This window comes from Bacillus sp. FSL H8-0492 (genome assembly GCF_038006145.1).
GTDB lineage: Bacteria > Bacillota > Bacilli > Bacillales > Bacillaceae_G > Bacillus_A > Bacillus_A mycoides.
The window spans coordinates 3,802,254-3,819,626 of record NZ_JBBOUP010000001.1 but is presented as its reverse complement, the minus strand read 5'-3'; the positions used below and the strand labels follow the sequence as shown (position 1 = coordinate 3,819,626).

Genomic DNA, 17,373 nt, shown 5'->3' with positions numbered 1-17,373 from the left:
CTCCTTTTTGTGTGCGCTCAGCATGTACATATTCTCTGGGATTCAAGTCCCGAGTGGTGAAGGCGGTAGCGGAAATGATTAAAGTTTCACTTTATGCAAAATGGAATAGTGTATGCAGAAATGCATAAAATGTTTGTTGTTTTTAAGAAAATAGTCAGTTTATCCCGATATTTGTGGGCAGTAAAACTCCCACCTCAAAATTCAGGTGGAAGCCCTGCTGTCCGTAAACGCCCGATTGGTGAGGGCTAATTAAAGTTTCACTTTATGTATGATTCTTTTGAATTTTAAATATTGGCATGGAAATTGCTTATAAATATATAAACAATCGATAAAGGGGGATTCAATATAGTGCTAGATTTAAAAATGTATGTAAACGGTGAATGGAGAGACTCTAGTGATCAAGAAAAAAGAACGATTATTAACCCTGCGAATGGCAAGGGTATAGCATATGCACCTGAGGGAACGATTGAGGATGCAAAATACGCGATAGAAGTGGCAAGAACGGCTTTCGATAGCGGAATTTGGTCAGCAACATCCACTGCTGAAAGGGCATCATATTTATTTAAAATAGCAGATGAAATTGATAAAAATATGGAAGAATTAGTGTACCTTGAAACAATGGATAATGGAAAAACATACCGTGAGGCAGAAGGAGATATTGGAGATGCAGCGGCTTGTTTTCGCTATTATGCCGGATTGATTACAAAGCCAGATGGTCAAACATATCATGTAGCCGATCCGATGCAAGCGATGGTTGTAAGAGAGCCAGTTGGTGTTTGTGGATTAATTGTTCCATGGAATTATCCGCTATTGATGAGTGTGTGGAAAATTGCACCTGCTTTAGCAGCTGGAAATACAATTGTGTTTAAACCTTCTGAAGTGACACCAATCACTGCAACAAAGCTATTCGAAATCCTTGAAAAAGTAGGGATACCAAAAGGTGTTGCCAATATGGTAATGGGGGCCGGTCCAATAGTAGGAAATGAAATTGCAGCGAGTAATAAAGTGGATATGATTTCCTTTACAGGTGGAACAAAAACAGGTAAGCACATTATGAGAACAGCGGCAGATAATATGAAAAAGATTTCGTTAGAACTTGGAGGGAAATCTCCAAATATTATTTTTGCAGATGCAGATTTTGAGACCGCTATTGATTATGCTCTATTCGGTATTTATGCAGGTAGCGGACAAGTATGTTCAGCAGGATCAAGAATCCTTGTCGAAGAAAAGATTTATGATAAATTTGTTAATAGTTTTGTAGAGCGAGCACAGCAAATTAACGTTGGACCTGGTGATAATCCAGAATCAAAAATGGGGCCACTTGTAAGTCAAGAACATATGGAAAAAGTATTACGCTATATTGAAATTGGGAAAGACGAAGGTGCAAACGTTGCTTGCGGAGGTAGACGAATAATGGAGGATGGAAAAGGTGATGGTTTCTTTATTGAACCAACAGTCTTTGTCAATGTAAAACCTGATATGCGCATCGTCCAGGAAGAAATCTTCGGTCCTGTTGTAGTAATTCAAAAGTTTAAAGACGAACAGGAAGCAATTGAGTTGGCAAACGGTACAGACTATGGTTTGGCTGGAGGAGTATTTACAGTCGATGGTGCAAAAGCAATGCGTGTGATTCGCAAACTTCGCGCAGGAATTACGTGGATTAATAGTTATCATCCAACATACAATGAGGCGCCTTGGGGCGGATATAAGCAAAGTGGTATAGGTCGTAGTCTAGGAACGTTTGGTTTAGAAGAATTTCAAGAGATTAAGCAGATTAATATAAATCTAGAAGTAGAACCTATTGGTTGGTTTGCAAATAAAAAAAATGTAGAGGTGAATTAGATGGAAACGAACGTGAAAAATAAATTGAATGAGAAAGAATCAAATGTAAATGAGTATATTACGAAAGTACTACAGTTAATTGAAAAAGAAAAGGTTACTGAAGAAGAGGCAAACTGGATTCAAAAAGAAACAGTAGATGGATTTAGAGAGCATGTAAACCCTGGTTTTCTTGCTTATAGAAAAACAGTAACAAAAGATGGACAATTTGCAGCAGTAGAATGGTCAGATGAAGGATCTTGCTTCATGGATATTAATGGTAAAAAGTATATTGACTGTTTAGGTGGATTTGGAATTTATAATGTTGGTCACCGTAATCCGAAAGTGGTAAAAGCTGTAACGGATCAATTAAAGCGTCAAGCATTGCACAGTCAGGATTTACTAGATCCACTTCGAGCAATGCTTGCAAAGATTTTAGCGGATATTACACCTGGTGATTTGAAATATGCCTTCTTCACAAATAGTGGAACAGAAAGCGTAGAGGCAGCATTAAAACTAGCAAAAATGTATAGTGAACGAACAACTTTCATTGCTACAACGCGTGCTTTCCATGGTAAGAGCCTTGGTGCTTTATCTGGGACGGCAAAAGGAATGTTCCGTAAGCCATTTTTACCATTAATTCCGGGTTTCCGTCATGTTCCGTTTGGCGATATTGATATGATGAGAAAAACATTTGAGACATGTGCATTAGTGGGAGAAGATGTTGCAGCAGTTATTTTAGAACCAATTCAAGGAGAGGGCGGTATTATTTTACCTCCAGAAAATTATTTGAAACAAGTACGAGAGCTTTGTGATGAGTTTGGATCACTCCTTATTTTTGATGAAGTACAAACTGGAATGGGACGTACAGGAAAAATGTTTGCTGCGGAATTATATGATGTCGTGCCGGATATTATTTGTCTTGCGAAGGCGTTTGGTGGAGGTGTAATGCCAGCGGGAGCTATTGTTGCGAAAGAAACAGTATTCAAAAGTTGGTTTGAAAATCCATTTATGCATACAACAACATTTGGAGGAAATCCACTTGCATGTGCTGCTGCAATTGCAACAATCCATGTATTATTGGAAGAGAAATTACCGGAACGAGCTATGGAAGTTGGGGAGTATTTCTTAAATGGATTGAAACAAGCTGCAGAAGGGCACGAAGATAAAATCTTTGAAATTCGTGGTCAAGGTTTAATGATTGGGATTGAATTCCATAAAGACGAGATTGGTTATGAAGTGTCAAAGGCGATGTTTGATCAAGGTATTCTTGTTGCGGGAACATTAATTAACTCAAAAACAATTCGTATTGAACCATCCCTTACAATTAGTTATGAAGAAGTAGATACAGTTATTAATACGTTTAAATCTGTGCTAGCTCAAGTAAAAGTAAAATAAATTTCGCATAAGGTTATATGTGAATTCAAACGATTGAAACTATAATTAGAATAGATTTACCTGTATTTTATTACAGGAAGGCAGTGTAACGAAAAGTTACACTGCCTTTTTATTACATTTTTTGTTGTTGAGTATTTACATATAATTTGTCTTAGTGTACTATTTAACTAACACACTAAGACAGGAGTGGAGAAATGAAAATCGAGTTTTCTCCAAATACACCAATTTACATTCAGGTAATGGAATACATAAAGAAAGAAATTGTAACGGGTCATTTATTGCCTGGCGATAAAATTCCCTCCGTACGTGAATTAGCGAGTGAATTACAAGTAAATCCAAATACGATTCAACGTACATTTCAAGAGTTAGAGCGGGATGGAGTTGTTGTAACACGTAGAGGAATGGGGCGATATGTAACGAATGAAGGGGAGAAAATTATGGAGCTGCGAAAAGATATGGCGAAAGAATTACTTCATTCTTTTATAGATGGAATGGACAATTTAGGTTTTTCAGAAGAAGAAATTCTTACAATCCTTCGTTCTTCATTACATGAGAAAAGGGAGGAGAGCGAATGACAGAGTTATTAAAAATAGAAAATCTATGGAAGCGGTACGGATTAAAAGCAGTGATCCGTGAGTTAAATATAGAGATTACAGAAGGAAAAATCGTTGGGCTTGTTGGAGATAACGGAAGCGGGAAAACGACGTTATTAAAAATGATTGCAGGCCTACAACATCCTTCTGAAGGCAGCATAGTAATTAACGGTAAAAAAGTAGGGTTAGAGACGAAAGAAATCGTTTCATTTATGTCTGATAAGCCAGTCTTTGATGATTGGATGACTGTAAAAGATGCCCTATTTTTCTATCGAGATTTTTATAAAGACTTCGATATTCAAAAAGCAGTAGATACGATTGCAGAATTTAAAATACCATTAGAAGAAAAAATTACAGCATTATCAAAAGGGATGATTGAAAAGCTTCAAATTATTTTAACGTTTTCTCGAAAAGCGAAGTTATATGTACTAGATGAACCACTTGGCGGGATTGATCTTGTTTCTAGAGAACACGTATTGGATCTCATTCTACAATTTTATAGAGGAGATTGTACGATACTAATCTCGACTCACTTAATAAATGAAGTTGAAAATATTTTTGATGAAGTAATCTTTTTAAAAGATGGGGAAATTGTATTGTATGAAAATGTAGAAGAACTTCGTTTTCAGAGAGGAAAAGCAGTTCATGAATTGTTTAAGGAGGTGTTTAGTAAGTGAAGTCAATATTGTCCTATTTGTGGAATGTAAATAAGAAAAGATACATTGTCGCTTTTTTACTTTTTGTGCTAATTGAAGCTGTTTTGTTTTCACAAATGATTGTAAGGAAGAGTGATGCGGCTATCGATAGACAAGAGGGCATATTTGGAATCATTATGATTATATTTATTTTTTATGCCATTTATATGTTTATACAAACAATGAAATCATATTCACGCTTACTGACTAATCCAATGTTACGTCTTACAGCACTATCTGGGAAACAATATGTGTTTTCTATGCTTATCTTCTTTTATATTGTGATGGCTATGTGGTATGGAATAGTTGGGATTCTTTTCTACGTAGGTTATGTATTAGCATTTCCTACGACGTATGTATATATAGATGCAAAAGAGATTTTGCAAGCAGGCATTATTAATAATTTAATATATACAATGAGTGATTTATTTGAGTTTTTATTTGCGGTGTTACAAATTTTATTAGTAGTTACTTTAGTTAAATTGCTGACTAAAAAGAAAAAGGCACAAAATATACTAATAGTAATTATTTCTTTAGTAATAAATATAGCCTTTACTTTAGTCTCCGTATTGTTAGGGAAATTAATCCCAACTTTCCAATGGTTGCGGAGAGATGAATATAAGAGTGAAAGCGGAAATCTGCTTATAGATATGTTTAATAATAATGGGTTTAATGCTCTTAATATAAGTTTTATGCTAATTGTTAGTATTTTAATCGTTTATTTAATCGCTTATATTATCGACAAAAAACTAGAAGTTTAAAGGAGGAATCATCATTGGGAAATGTAGTAGTGAAATTAGAAAATGTCCGAAAAAAAATCGGTAGAACAGAAATTATTCGGGGCTTATCATTTGAGGTTCGTGAAGGAGAGGTATACGGATTCCTTGGACCGAACGGTAGCGGTAAGACGACGACAATTCGTATGATGACAGGTCTTATTTCTATGACAGAAGGCGATATTACAATTTGTGGTCATAGTATTCGCACAGAGCGTGAAAAGGCGCTAGAGCAAATTGGAGCGATTGTAGAAAATCCCGAGCTATATGATTATATGACTGGAATGCAAAATTTAAAGCATTTTGCGAACATGGCGATTAACCCAATTAGTAAAGAGCGCATCGCTGAAATTGTGAAGCTTGTTGAAATGGAGCATGCAATCCATAAAAAGGTGAAAACATATTCACTTGGTATGAAACAACGTTTAGGAATCGCACAGGCATTACTTCATCAACCGAAAATTTTAATTTTAGATGAACCGACAAATGGATTAGATCCAGCTGGTATTCGACAAATTCGTGATTATTTGCAGCGATTAGCGAAAGAAGAAAATATTGCGGTCATTGTATCAAGTCATTTATTAAGTGAGATTGAATTAATGTGTGATCGCGTCGTTATTATTAAACAAGGTGAGTTTGTACAAGAGTACAACTTGCATGAACAAGCGAAACATGATGAGAAGGTAGTTGTAGTGTTTGAAGTAGATGAAGTTCAGAAAGCGAATGAAATTATTAAAGGTAAAGCACAAGGTAATGTAATCATGGCATCCGTAACAAAAGAAGAAATTCCACAGCTTGTAAGAAAACTTGTGCATGATGATGTGCTTGTATATGGCGTTACTGTTCAAAATAAAACGTTAGAGGATGAGTTCTTAGCGATTACAGGGGGAGTGAAGGCGTAATGTTTAAATTAATTCAAAATGAATTTTTAAAGTTACATGCGAAGAAAGGTATGTATATTTTGATTGGTATAATTGCGACACTCGAAATTTTAGGGAATTTAGCAATGTTGAAGTGGGGAAAAGGTGATGAGTTTAAGGGATCGTATTTAGATTATGCAAACTCAGAGAGTTTCGTAATTTTGTTATTTGCAACGATTTTTGGGATTACACTTGCAACTCGTACTCTTACTGATGAGTTCCAAAAAGGTACAATTAAACAATTGTTAATTCGTCCAAGAAAACGACTCACAGTTTTATTTTCTAAATATATTACTGTGTTATTAGCAATGTTATTTATCGTATTTGTGGGTATGTTAATTGGAATGATTATTGGTAGTATTTTTATGGATGGTAGTAAAACAGATTTAACGTTAGGAATTGTTTTAAAAACGATGTTATATCAGCTTGTATCACCATTTTTCTTTGCAACACTTGCCTTTTTCTTAGCAAATATATTTAGAAAATCCGTTTTACCATTAATTATTACGCTGTTTTTATATTTCTTAAAATCGGCAATGATGATGGCACTTATGATGTTTGCAAAAGGTGTAGCGAAGTTTGTAGTATTCTTCCATTTAGATTTAAGAGCTTACGACAGTAATAAATTGGTAAGCGGTGGAATGGAACCACCATTTGCAGAATTTACGTTTACAACTTCATTATTACTTGTAGTTGCATACTTTGCTGTATTACTTGTAGCATCAAGTGTATTATTCCAAAAACGTGACGTATTATAATCGAAAAAATCCCCGTGTTAACGGGGATTTTTATTAACCAGCTTTTTTGATTTATGTAGCTTTTAAGTGTGGCAGATACATATTTACTTAGGAACATAATTGTAACTAAGTTGAAGAAAATTGATATGGTATATCAAATAGGATCGTTATTATATAATTTAATACGTATATTATTCGGAATAAAGTGAGAAAAATAGGAAGATTTTCAACTATATTCATATTATAATTTAGTTATCCGGCCATTTGTGGAGAAGGTCTACCCATAAAATACTGAATAAAGTTTCACTTTATATCATCTCTGGAGGTGTTCCATATGCAACATGCATTTTCACGTATAAGGCTACGTAGTTTTTTTGGATGGATGATTATAGGGATGTTCCTGACGATGATTCCATTAAGGTTATCAGGTGCTTCTGACAATACGATAGAGTTACTGTCACAAATATCAATATTTTTTGCATTTCCACTATTGTGGCTATATTTAAAAACAAGTAAAAATAATGTTGTTTTTAAAAGCTTTTTTGATAAGCCTGGACGTTTACATTGGGGGTTAATTGTATTAGCAACGATAATGGGAATGATTTTTGCAGTCGGTATATCCCAAATTCAATTTTATATTTTAGCACATACTGTACCTAATTTCTTAGTTACCATGTTAGAAGATGGAAATGTAATTAATACGAGTAACATATACATGACGATATTTACTTTCATTTCAGCATGTGTATTAGCCCCAATAATGGAAGAGGTTATTTTTAGAGGTTTTTTCTTGCAGCGAATGGCGTACAAATGGGGGATTAAACGAGCGGTTATTATATCCTCTCTTATTTTTGGACTAGGACATTTTGATGTTATCGGTGCTTTCATGTTCGGTGTTATTATGTGCCTTCTATACATAAAGACAAAAAATATATGGACGAATATTGCTGTGCATGCTCTAAATAATTTGATTGCAACGAGTATGCAATTTGTAGGTGGAGATGGAAGTGACGCAATCTCGATTACTGAATTACAAGCACAAAGTAATTTATGGATCGGCATTGGTCTTGTGATTATCGGTTTATTATGGTTCATTCCTTTTACTTGGAACCAATGGCGTACAGTAAAAGAAGTTGGTGTGCCACCGATTCGTTTCATAAATGAAGAAAAAGTAGTGAATACATCAGAAGAAAATGAAATATATAGCCAAGTGATAGTAACAGATAGATTGATGGCTGTAGAACTACCTGATGAAGCTGTAAATAAGCTTCGGTTAGAAGAAAATGATTATGTAACAGTTTCTGTAGAAGAAGATAAAATTGTTATAAAGAAAGCGCATAATAGATAATTAAAAAGTAGCTCCTAAAGAGCTACTTTTTAATTTGTAATAATCTCTACACGAAAATTATTACCGTTCTTTACATATTTAATATCTGTAACGATCCGAACGGTTTTTAGAAGTTCAACTTTTTCACCAATTCGAGGGATGGTCGGAACATTGTCCCAAATACCAAGCAAGTCATCTAATTGTGCCGTTTTTTCATAAAACCAGATTTTCAATGTAAAGCCCCTTTCTCGAACTTTATGTATTTTAATACATGATATATCATTTTTATTCTTAATGTAAGGGGTTTTTACTCTTTTTGTGAATAAAGATGAATTAAACTTCTGGGAATATATGTTCAATGTCCGGAGTAAGAGCTACTTCTGATAATACGATATGAGAAACTGTCGTTGCATATGAAGAAACATCATTGATAAATTCTTCAAGTTCAACGAGTGAAGGAACAGAGATTTTTACAATGTAGCATAAGCTTCCTGTTACTCGGTAACAAAAACTTGCAGATGGATAAGACTGAATAAACTGTTGCATACGTGTTGTATCACCATTTTTTAAAGTGATTTCTAAAATACAATCTAAAACAAGTCCTGCTTTTTTATAATTGATATCGATTGTGTATTTTTGAATAATCCCCTCACTTTCAAGTTTACGTACACGTTCTGTAGTAGACGGAGCCGATAAGTTTACCCGTTTTGCTAATTCACGCATCGAAAGGCGGCTATCATTATATAATTCATTTAAAATTTTTCGATCAACACGGTCTAATTGCATTTGTAAATATACCTCCAGTAAAATGATAATTTTTGTAAAGAAAAATTTAAAATTAAGATTCATATGAAATGTAAAGTGAACTTTATTTATTTTACAATAAAAAAGAAGGAAATAGGAGGGGAAATGATGGAGAGAATTACATTATCAAATGTAGGAGATACAAAGTTTCAAAAATTATTAGGTCATAATCCAGATATATTAAATTCGTGGAGTACGTTAGAGAATACACTGTATAGTACAGGGGCCCTTTCCGTAGAGTTAAAGGAGCAAGTAAGAAGAACATTAGCGTTTGGGAATGAATGTCCGTACTGTATGGCAAAGGGAAAGCCGGATGATATACAAAAAATAGAAGAAATTAGCGTAGCCGTTACTTTTGCACATGCATTTGTTCATGACCAAAAGGCGATAGATGATAATATGTTTCATATATTAAAACAATATTGGACTGAAAAAGAAATTGTAGAGCTTTGTGCCTATATTTGTTTTATTACTGCTTCACAGCAACTTGGTTTTCTGTTTCAATTACAGCCCAATTAATTAGGAGGATATTATGCTTAATCAAGCAGCACTTATAATCATTGATGTACAGGAAGCATTCAACTTACCATACTGGGGCGTGAGGAATAACCTTTTGGCGGAAGAAAATATGAAAAGTTTGTTAGAAGAATGGAGAAAAAGAAAACTACCAGTTTTTCATATTCAACATGTAAATAAAGAAAATGCTCAATCGATGTTTTATCAACATGTGGAAACGGTAAACTTTAAAGAAGAAGTGCAACCGATGCCAGATGAAATAATTATCCAGAAATCCGTTAATAGCGCGTTCATTGGGACAAATTTGGAAGAACAATTAAGAGAACAAAATTGTAATACGGTAGTGATTGTAGGATTAACAACAAATCATTGTGTGGAGACTACAACACGGATGGCAGGTAATTTAGGGCTTACAACGTATTTAGTGAGCGATGCGACGGCTACATTCAATCGTAAAGGTCTGGACGGGACAGAGTATAGTGCAGAGGACATTCACAATATGACACTTGTAAACTTACATGATGAATTTGCCAAAATCGTTACGACTGAAGGTGTTTTAAAATTATTTTAAGAAAATAATTGTGGAATTATGTAGAAAAAAATAAGAATATTTCGTATAATCTAAGTATAATCATTTTGAAAATAGGGGTGTCATCATATGGAGCAAATTCCGGTAAAGAAAATAGAAGAAGTACTCGTTTTAGCAGGAGATGATAAACAAAAGCAAAAGGAATTTTATGAATTGCTCTTAACAACGGAGTTTTATGTTGCTGGTTCACTTGAAGCAGAAGACGGGGCAACGGAAGGAACACTTCGTTTGCGTCATTTCCAAGGAGAGGGTAGATGGATCGTTCCGTTCTTTACACAATTGAAATTTGTAAAAGATGTGTTGCCAGAAGGTACACCCCTTATTACGATACGTGGAAAAGAATTATTGGGTAGCATCGAGAAAGATGCGACAGCTGTATTAAATGTTGGAACAGATATGAGTAAAACATTTATTCCAGAAGAAATTGCAGAGATAGCATCAGGACGAATCTTTAATTATTATAAGTAAAAGGAAAAGCTTAGCAGCTTTTCCTTTTTAATTTGAACATGGAGTGGCTATACCAGAAGAAATAGAAACAGTTTTGTTAGTTGTATTTATTGTTGCTGTAGCTCCGAGGGGAATACCGATATTTGGACTTATATGTCCAATCGGTAAACCGAATAACACAGGTATATTATATGGCGTGAAATATTCATATAATATTGTTTGCAATGATTGAGATGGCTTAGAAGGGTTGCAGTCGTGACAACTTGTAAAAATAACGCCGCTGCATTCATTAAACTGTCCAGATAAAAGTAGTTGATTTAACATCCGGTCAATGCGGTACGGTTCTTCACCAATATCTTCAAGCAATAAAAGTTTATTTGACGTATTTATCTCATAGGGCGAGCCAATTATACTTGTCAACACAGTTAAATTCCCTCCAACTAATGTGCCTGTAACTGTACATGGAGAGGTAGGTACGATACATTCTGATGCATATAAGATAGATGAATACGGATGGAATAGTTGATTGAAAGAAGATAAGGAGAGAGAATCTATACCTTTTCCTAATTCTTCAATCATTGGACCATGAAAAGTAACCAGCTCCGCATAACGTGAAAAGGCAGTATGTAAAGCCGTAATATCGCTATATCCCCAAAAAATCTTTGGATTCCGTTGAATGATTTCATATTGAATGTAAGGGAGGAGACGAGCGCTGCCGTAACCACCTCGTGCACAAAAGACTGCTTTGACCTCAGTATTTGTAAATGCTTCATGTATATCATCAAGACGAACTTGATCACTTCCAGCTAAATATCCATATTTTTCATAAACACTCTTTCCAATTATTACGGATAATCCCATCTCTTGTAATACGTTCACACCTTTTAATATATTCTCAAGTGTTGGTGGACCAGACGGTGCAATAACCATTACTGTATCACCTTTTTGCAACGCATTTGGATAAATCATTGTTCTCAGCCTCCTTCTCTTTCAATATATTCGCTTGAGCGAAAGTTCAATCCTTGTAAAAGAAGGGGAAAGCATGTCATATAAAGAAGGTATAGGGAAAGTAGGAGGGAAAATGATGTTTACAAGTCGAGTAATAGATATATTACAAATTAAGTATCCGATCATTCAAGCAGGTATGGCAGGAGCGATTACAACGTCAGAACTTGTTGCAGCTGTGAGTAATAGCGGAGGATTAGGTACGCTTGGAGCAGGGTATATGAGCCCAGAACAAATCCGTGAAGCGATTTATAAAATAAGGGAACTAACAAATAAGCCTTTCGGTGTTAATTTACTTTTAACGAAAGAGATACAGATAGAAGAAGAGAAGGTAAACGAGGCGAAAGTATTACTTAGTGGAGTGAATAGAGAATTAGGTATAGAGGAAGAAAAGACTTTAAAACTTCCAAAAAGCTATAAAGAACAATTACAAGTATTATTAGAGGAAAAGGTACCAGTCGTTAGTTTTGCATTTCAAACGTTAGAAAAAGAAGAAATAGATGATTTGAAAAAGGAAGGGATAAAAGTTATCGGAACAGCTACCCATGTAGCGGAAGCGAAAGCACTTGCTAAGTTAGGGGTAGATATTATTGTCGGGCAAGGTAGCGAGGCAGGAGGGCATAGAGGAACGTTTATTGGGAAAGAACAAGATGCGATGATTGGTACATTTGCATTAATCCCGCAATTAGTAGCGGAAGTACCTCATATCCCGATTGTTGCAGCAGGTGGTGTAATGAATGGGCAAGGGCTTGTTGCGGCATTTGCGTTAGGGGCAGAAGCTGTTCAAATGGGATCAGCCTTTTTAACGAGTGAAGAAAGTATTACGCATGACGTGTATAAAGAGGCGATTTTACATAGTAGAGATACGAGTACAACGGTAACCCGTGCGTTTTCCGGGAAATATGCACGGGGTATTCGTAATGAATTTATAGAGAAACATGAAGGAAGAGAAGAGAATTTACCGATGTATCCAGTGCAAAACGTATTAACTTCAAAAATACGTCAAGAAGCAGCGAAGCAAAATAAGGAAGAGTATATGTCGCTTTGGGCGGGACAAGCATCATCATTAGCGCGAACGGAATCAGCTCAGCACGTAGTGAAACGTGTCATGAAAGAAGCAGAGAACGTAATTGAACAATTACAAGATGTATATAAAAAAAGACCACTTGAATAATTCAAGCGGTCTTTTCGTTAGTTTGCTTTATAAAATTGTTGGATAGCTTCGTCGATGTAAACCCAGCCTTTCCAACCTAAGTGCATATGATCTTTTAAGAAGTACTTATCATATTCATGATTTGAGAAATCAGCAATTGGATAGCCAGCTTGCTTAATTTGCTCATGAACTTTATTGTAGTATAATTCGCGTTTTTCTTTCGGGAAGCCAGCGTAATCATACCAAGGACCTTTTACAGGAACAGAAATGAAGAGCGGTTTTGCGCCAGATTGTTTTAATAAATCAAGTACAATTTGTAAATCTTCATATTCTGGTGATTGGTCATAAGCATCATTTTTTAAGTAACCTTCACGTTGTTTTAATTTCTTCTTAATTTTGCTATTGAAGTAATCATCTTCGATGCCATATTCGTTAGAGCTTGATTCTACTGCACCAGTTTGATCAGCATGCTTACGAGCTTCTTCCCAGTTCATTTGTTTCAATGATGGATCAAGCTGTTCTTTATGCGGCTTAATATTAAACATAACTGTAAATAAATCTTTACGATCTAGAATGTTACGATAAATATAAGCGAAAGGTTTAGCAGCAAGTGCTTTTACTTTATACTTTGTATCATCGTAGGCGATACCTTCAAGCGAAATTTTTAATAAAGTTTCTTTTTTTACAATCTCAAAGTTTAATAAGCGTTTTGCAATTTGTTTTTTCATTTCAGGTTTTAAATCATCGTTGAAAATGAAGTGGTAACCTTGTTGTTTTGAAAAGTTAGGTGCAAAGTGTGTCTCATCAATACCTTGTGGTACAAACCATTGCGGAGAAAGAACGAATATCATTTTCTTATCTTTCAATTGATCCATTGTAGATGTGAAGTTTAATACATGTACAAGGTCTTGTGTTCCACCGCGCCCAAGTAGGAATGGTGTGAATCCTTCAGGCTTTACTTTGAAATAATTCGATGGATGGAAAGCATCCATACGTGCGAATTCCGATGAACCGTACATCGGAAGATATTTCGGGTCTGCTAACATCTTTTGCTGTAAAATCATACTTTGAATCTTTTCTTCTTTTAAAGAAGTCGCAGCTTGTTCTACTTTCTCATCACTTAAAAGTGGGAGTAGGAAGCGCGTAGGAATAAGTAAGAATACAGCAAAAAGGGCCAATGCTAAAAGCATCGGACCAAATTTCACTTTGTTCATCGGATTTCTTCTAACTTTTTAATAACCATATTTGGTGTAGCCCACTCATCGCGGTCAAAATCAGAAATAGAAACTTCAATCTCTAAACGCTCTTGGAATTCTACTAATAAAGATACTACAGCGAAAGAATCAAGAATACCTTCTTCAAATAATTGAACATCTAAGTTTTCTTTCACAATATCGTTTTCACATACTTCTTCTAAAATATCTAATACTTGCTCTTTGAATTCTGCCATTTTTAAAATCTCCTTTATATCCGAAATATATTATATGTGCAACTTCTTAATAGTATAAGAAGGGTGCATTAAAAGTATCTGTTAAGGTGTCCAGAGAAGATCAGGAAACCGAAACATACAACGTGGAACGTAATTACAATCGCAAGGACGTGTGTAAATTTATTGTTTGGCCAAAACTTATGCTTCTTGTTTTTTCGTTCGAAAATATCGAATAAAATAAACAGTGCGGCATGATATAGACCATAAATAACATATTGCGCAACAGCGCTTCCTTGGATGTGCCAAATTCCCATAATGAAAAAGTTTAAAAATGCACCGATATACGAAATTGTGTAACGGTTCTTAATTAACTTTTTCTTCGTTGCAAAAAAGACGAAACGCATGTAAATAAAATCACGGAACCAGAATGATAAACTCATATGCCAGCGGTTCCAGAAGTCTTTAATGTTACGACTAAGGAATGGCTTATTAAAGTTTTCTGGAGTTTTAATTCCCATCATGTAACTGATACCAATTACGAATGCACTATAACCTGCAAAGTCAAAGAATAACTGCATGCTAGTAGCGTACATAAAAATCACATTAGATAAAAGTGTATCTTGATTGGCGAATACTGCCTTTACAAGATATGTTGTTATCAAGTGCGCGATTATAAATTTATATAGAAAACCTTGGAAAATACGGTTAATCCCTGTATATAGTAACTTTTGATATTCCTCAGCACTAGGCGGCTTTTGAATATCTTTTTGGAATCTACGGTAACGATCGATAGGTCCACTTGAAATCGCAGGGAAGAATAAAACGAATTCCCAGAAATTAAAGAAGGAAAGTTCTTTAATTAAATTATCACGAACTTCAAAGACCATCTGTACAGCTCTAAATGTTACGTAAGACATACCTGCGAAAACAATAAAATGCAATTCAGGTACAAACGGTGCGATTTTTGCCAAAATAAGCGGTAAAATCGATAAAATAACAGCTATACAAAACGTGAATGTACTATTATTTTGTTTTCTTAACATTAAATAGCCTTTAATAAGGGCATATTGCCAAATAATAAATGCGGCTAACATGATTGCTTGCTTCGGTTTATCAGAGAAGATAATAACGAGCATTACTAATGTTAAAACGGCATTATATTTACGCAACATTTTACCTTTTAATCCAGCTATGATAGTAGGTATTAATAAAATGCCTACTATAGCGAAAAAATAAAATGATCCATATGCGGTCATGCTGTAACCTCACTCAATAATTTTTTGCGATCTACCTTTCCATTTGGTGTCATTGGAATAGAAGAGTGATACATGAATTTACGTGGAATCATGTAATTTGGTAATCGCTCATTGAGTTCTTTTTTGATTGCAGATGTTAATTTGAATTCTTTTTCAAACGAATGCTCTCCAGGAACAACAACCGCTAATAAGTAATCATATTTTTCACCTTTTTTAATTGGAACAACAACTGCACCTTCTACGTAAGAACACGCGCGAAGATGATGTTCGATTTCTTCTAATTCCATTCGATAACCATGAAGCTTAATTTGGAAATCAAGACGACCATTATAGAATAGAAGACCATTTTCTACATAGCCAGCATCACCTGTTTTATAGGCACGCTCACCATCAATCATGGTAAATACTTTTTCTGTTAATTCAGGGCTTCCTAAATAGCCAACGCTTACGCTTGGACCGACAATTACGATTTCACCTTTTTCACCGTCAGGTGCAATTGTACCATCTTCTTTCATAATAAGAAGGCGACAGTCTGATTTACAGTAGCCAACTGGAAGTGATTTGTATTGATCAAGCACTTCTTCTGTAACGTGAATGCCTGTTACAGCAACAGTAGCTTCTGTTGGACCGTACGTATTCATAATTGCTGCTTTCGGGAAACGCTCAATTAATTTTCTAGCTACTTCATTTGGTAACACTTCACCGCAGAATAAGAATGTTTTCATGTTTGGTAGCATACTTTCAGAGAAAGAGGCTTCCATTAAACACATTTCTGCGAAAGATGGTGTCGAAGTCCATACTTGTATATCCGATTGCTCTAAAGAAGCAAACAAGTCTTTTGGACGTGCAATCATATCTTTATCGATTGCCCAAAGTGTACCACCTGTTACTAACGATGGGTAAATATCCATTACAGATAAATCGAATGAGAAAGGTGCTTGGTTTAAGAATACTTGCCCTGTTTGTAAGTTGAAATCTTCTACAGCCCATTTTGTAAAGCTAACAAGACAGTTATAAGTAATCTGAACCCCTTTCGGATTACCTGTACTTCCTGATGTGTAAATAATGTAGAAGTTCTCATCACCTTTTACCGCATGTTTAGGATTTGGAATGTTCCCTTTATGAGTAAAGAAAATATCTTTTAAGTTGTCTTCACTTACGATACGAACTGGTAAATCAGTTACAGTTACTTCAGTTCCTGATAAAAGTAATTTCGCACCAGAATTTTCAGCGATACGTTGTACGCGATCAGCTGGGATAGATAAATCTACAGGAATGTAAGCATGTCCAGCTTTTACACAACCTAAAAAGTTAATAATCATTTCAGGTTGCATATGGCCATAAACCATAATTGGTGAACGATCATCTGGATACTCAGAAGAAATCCAATGTGCTAACGCATCAGAATCTTCCTTTAATTGTTTGTACGTAATTTTCGCATCTCGCCAAACAAAAGCGGTTTGATCAGGCGTTTCTACAGCCCACTTTTCAATTTGTTCTAATAACTTCATAACGTTCCCACCCTAAAATTCGTTGTAAATAAATGTACTTGTGTTTGTATCATGGAATCCATACAACCAAAGCAATGCAAATAAAATTGCAAGGTAATAAACCGTCTTTGCAACCCATTGTGTGAGTGGTTGAGACCATATCTCTTTTAATCTTTCCATGTCTTTCCCTCGCTTAATGAAATAATAGCTCTTTGTAGGTATCATGTCCTACATTATTGTGAAAAAAACAAAATCCCACATTTTAGGTAAAAATAAGTCAAAAGGCTCTTTTCTGATATTAGCACTAAATACTAAAAAAGAAAATCCCTAACTTAGCAATTATATTACATTCAGCATGAATTTGTAATGGGTTTGACATGTAAATAGGAAGTGGATTGTGTGAATGTATAAAAGTGGATT

At 35.0% G+C, this 17,373-nt stretch carries 20 protein-coding genes; 12 read left to right on the top strand and 8 right to left on the bottom strand.

Annotation, left to right across the window (positions count from 1 at the left end):
• Nucleotides 1-348: 348 nt before the first annotated feature.
• From MHH66_RS19625 to MHH66_RS19590, 8 genes are all read left to right on the top strand, one after another.
• Nucleotides 349-1,842 carry an aldehyde dehydrogenase family protein gene (locus tag MHH66_RS19625; protein ID WP_078184154.1) on the top strand — a complete coding sequence of 498 codons (1,494 nt, stop codon included), beginning with the start codon at nucleotides 349-351 and terminating at the stop codon, nucleotides 1,840-1,842.
• The gene (locus tag MHH66_RS19620) at nucleotides 1,843-3,216 is read left to right on the top strand and encodes a putrescine aminotransferase (protein WP_002140944.1); all 1,374 of its coding nucleotides are present in this window, start codon (nucleotides 1,843-1,845) and stop codon (nucleotides 3,214-3,216) included.
• A gap of 194 nt (nucleotides 3,217-3,410) precedes the next feature.
• Nucleotides 3,411-3,791 (top strand): GntR family transcriptional regulator, encoded by a 381-nt coding sequence (locus tag MHH66_RS19615; RefSeq protein WP_002030586.1) that lies wholly within the window; start codon nucleotides 3,411-3,413, stop codon nucleotides 3,789-3,791.
• Nucleotides 3,788-4,486 carry an ABC transporter ATP-binding protein gene (locus MHH66_RS19610; protein ID WP_078184155.1) on the top strand — a complete coding sequence of 233 codons (699 nt, stop codon included), beginning with the start codon at nucleotides 3,788-3,790 and terminating at the stop codon, nucleotides 4,484-4,486. Before MHH66_RS19615 ends, MHH66_RS19610 begins: the two co-directional genes overlap by 4 nt.
• Nucleotides 4,483-5,265, top strand: a complete 783-nt coding sequence (locus tag MHH66_RS19605; RefSeq protein ID WP_078184156.1) for an ABC transporter permease — start codon at nucleotides 4,483-4,485, stop codon at nucleotides 5,263-5,265. The genes MHH66_RS19610 and MHH66_RS19605 overlap by 4 nt, the downstream gene beginning before the upstream one ends.
• A gap of 14 nt (nucleotides 5,266-5,279) precedes the next feature.
• Nucleotides 5,280-6,182: an ABC transporter ATP-binding protein gene (locus MHH66_RS19600; protein WP_078184157.1), complete on the top strand. Its 903-nt coding sequence runs from the start codon at nucleotides 5,280-5,282 to the stop codon at nucleotides 6,180-6,182.
• Nucleotides 6,182-6,958: an ABC transporter permease gene (locus MHH66_RS19595; protein ID WP_078184158.1), complete on the top strand. Its 777-nt coding sequence runs from the start codon at nucleotides 6,182-6,184 to the stop codon at nucleotides 6,956-6,958. Before MHH66_RS19600 ends, MHH66_RS19595 begins: the two co-directional genes overlap by 1 nt.
• Before the next feature lie 313 nt (nucleotides 6,959-7,271).
• On the top strand, nucleotides 7,272-8,285 hold the full coding sequence (locus tag MHH66_RS19590; RefSeq protein WP_016101498.1) for a CPBP family intramembrane glutamic endopeptidase: 1,014 nt from the start codon (nucleotides 7,272-7,274) through the stop codon (nucleotides 8,283-8,285).
• A 29-nt stretch (nucleotides 8,286-8,314) separates the two neighbouring features.
• Here the strand turns inward: MHH66_RS19590 and MHH66_RS19585 are convergent, their stop codons facing one another.
• Together MHH66_RS19585 and MHH66_RS19580 are read right to left on the bottom strand one after the other, a co-directional pair.
• The gene (locus tag MHH66_RS19585) at nucleotides 8,315-8,497 is read right to left on the bottom strand and encodes a DUF3913 family protein (RefSeq protein WP_000707108.1); all 183 of its coding nucleotides are present in this window, start codon (nucleotides 8,495-8,497) and stop codon (nucleotides 8,315-8,317) included.
• A 100-nt stretch (nucleotides 8,498-8,597) separates the two neighbouring features.
• Nucleotides 8,598-9,050: an Lrp/AsnC family transcriptional regulator gene (locus tag MHH66_RS19580; RefSeq protein ID WP_002030598.1), complete on the bottom strand. Its 453-nt coding sequence runs from the start codon at nucleotides 9,048-9,050 to the stop codon at nucleotides 8,598-8,600.
• A 123-nt stretch (nucleotides 9,051-9,173) separates the two neighbouring features.
• On the opposite strand from MHH66_RS19580, the gene MHH66_RS19575 reads away from it, so the two are divergent.
• The 3 genes from MHH66_RS19575 (at nucleotide 9,174) to MHH66_RS19565 (ending at nucleotide 10,641) form a co-directional block, all read left to right on the top strand.
• The gene (locus MHH66_RS19575) at nucleotides 9,174-9,587 is read left to right on the top strand and encodes a carboxymuconolactone decarboxylase family protein (protein ID WP_170935223.1); all 414 of its coding nucleotides are present in this window, start codon (nucleotides 9,174-9,176) and stop codon (nucleotides 9,585-9,587) included.
• Nucleotides 9,588-9,600: 13 nt separating this feature from the next.
• The gene (locus MHH66_RS19570; protein ID WP_078184159.1) at nucleotides 9,601-10,155 is read left to right on the top strand and encodes a cysteine hydrolase family protein; all 555 of its coding nucleotides are present in this window, start codon (nucleotides 9,601-9,603) and stop codon (nucleotides 10,153-10,155) included.
• Between the two features lie 87 nt (nucleotides 10,156-10,242).
• Entirely contained in the window at nucleotides 10,243-10,641 is a 399-nt protein-coding gene (locus MHH66_RS19565; protein WP_002011614.1) for an SseB family protein, read from the top strand.
• Nucleotides 10,642-10,668: 27 nt separating this feature from the next.
• Here the strand turns inward: MHH66_RS19565 and MHH66_RS19560 are convergent, their stop codons facing one another.
• Nucleotides 10,669-11,589, bottom strand: a complete 921-nt coding sequence (locus MHH66_RS19560; protein ID WP_002011617.1) for a S66 peptidase family protein — start codon at nucleotides 11,587-11,589, stop codon at nucleotides 10,669-10,671.
• A gap of 73 nt (nucleotides 11,590-11,662) precedes the next feature.
• On the opposite strand from MHH66_RS19560, the gene MHH66_RS19555 reads away from it, so the two are divergent.
• Nucleotides 11,663-12,799, top strand: a complete 1,137-nt coding sequence (locus MHH66_RS19555) for an NAD(P)H-dependent flavin oxidoreductase (protein WP_078184160.1) — start codon at nucleotides 11,663-11,665, stop codon at nucleotides 12,797-12,799.
• Between the two features lie 17 nt (nucleotides 12,800-12,816).
• On the opposite strand, the gene dltD is transcribed toward MHH66_RS19555, so the two are convergent.
• The 5 genes from dltD to MHH66_RS19530 form a co-directional block, all read right to left on the bottom strand.
• A complete protein-coding gene (gene dltD, locus MHH66_RS19550) occupies nucleotides 12,817-13,992 on the bottom strand; it encodes a D-alanyl-lipoteichoic acid biosynthesis protein DltD (RefSeq protein WP_002126231.1) in 1,176 nt (391 codons plus the stop codon).
• Nucleotides 13,989-14,228: a D-alanine--poly(phosphoribitol) ligase subunit DltC gene (gene dltC / locus MHH66_RS19545; RefSeq protein ID WP_002011622.1), complete on the bottom strand. Its 240-nt coding sequence runs from the start codon at nucleotides 14,226-14,228 to the stop codon at nucleotides 13,989-13,991. The genes dltD and dltC overlap by 4 nt, the downstream gene beginning before the upstream one ends.
• Nucleotides 14,229-14,296: 68 nt before the next feature.
• Complete coding sequence (dltB, locus tag MHH66_RS19540) at nucleotides 14,297-15,463, bottom strand: D-alanyl-lipoteichoic acid biosynthesis protein DltB (protein WP_063219072.1); 1,167 nt, start codon at nucleotides 15,461-15,463, stop codon at nucleotides 14,297-14,299.
• Nucleotides 15,460-16,974 carry a D-alanine--poly(phosphoribitol) ligase subunit DltA gene (gene dltA / locus MHH66_RS19535; protein ID WP_078184161.1) on the bottom strand — a complete coding sequence of 505 codons (1,515 nt, stop codon included), beginning with the start codon at nucleotides 16,972-16,974 and terminating at the stop codon, nucleotides 15,460-15,462. Before dltA ends, dltB begins: the two co-directional genes overlap by 4 nt.
• A gap of 12 nt (nucleotides 16,975-16,986) precedes the next feature.
• Entirely contained in the window at nucleotides 16,987-17,133 is a 147-nt protein-coding gene (locus tag MHH66_RS19530; protein ID WP_002011626.1) for a teichoic acid D-Ala incorporation-associated protein DltX, read from the bottom strand.
• Nucleotides 17,134-17,373 lie beyond the last annotated feature (240 nt).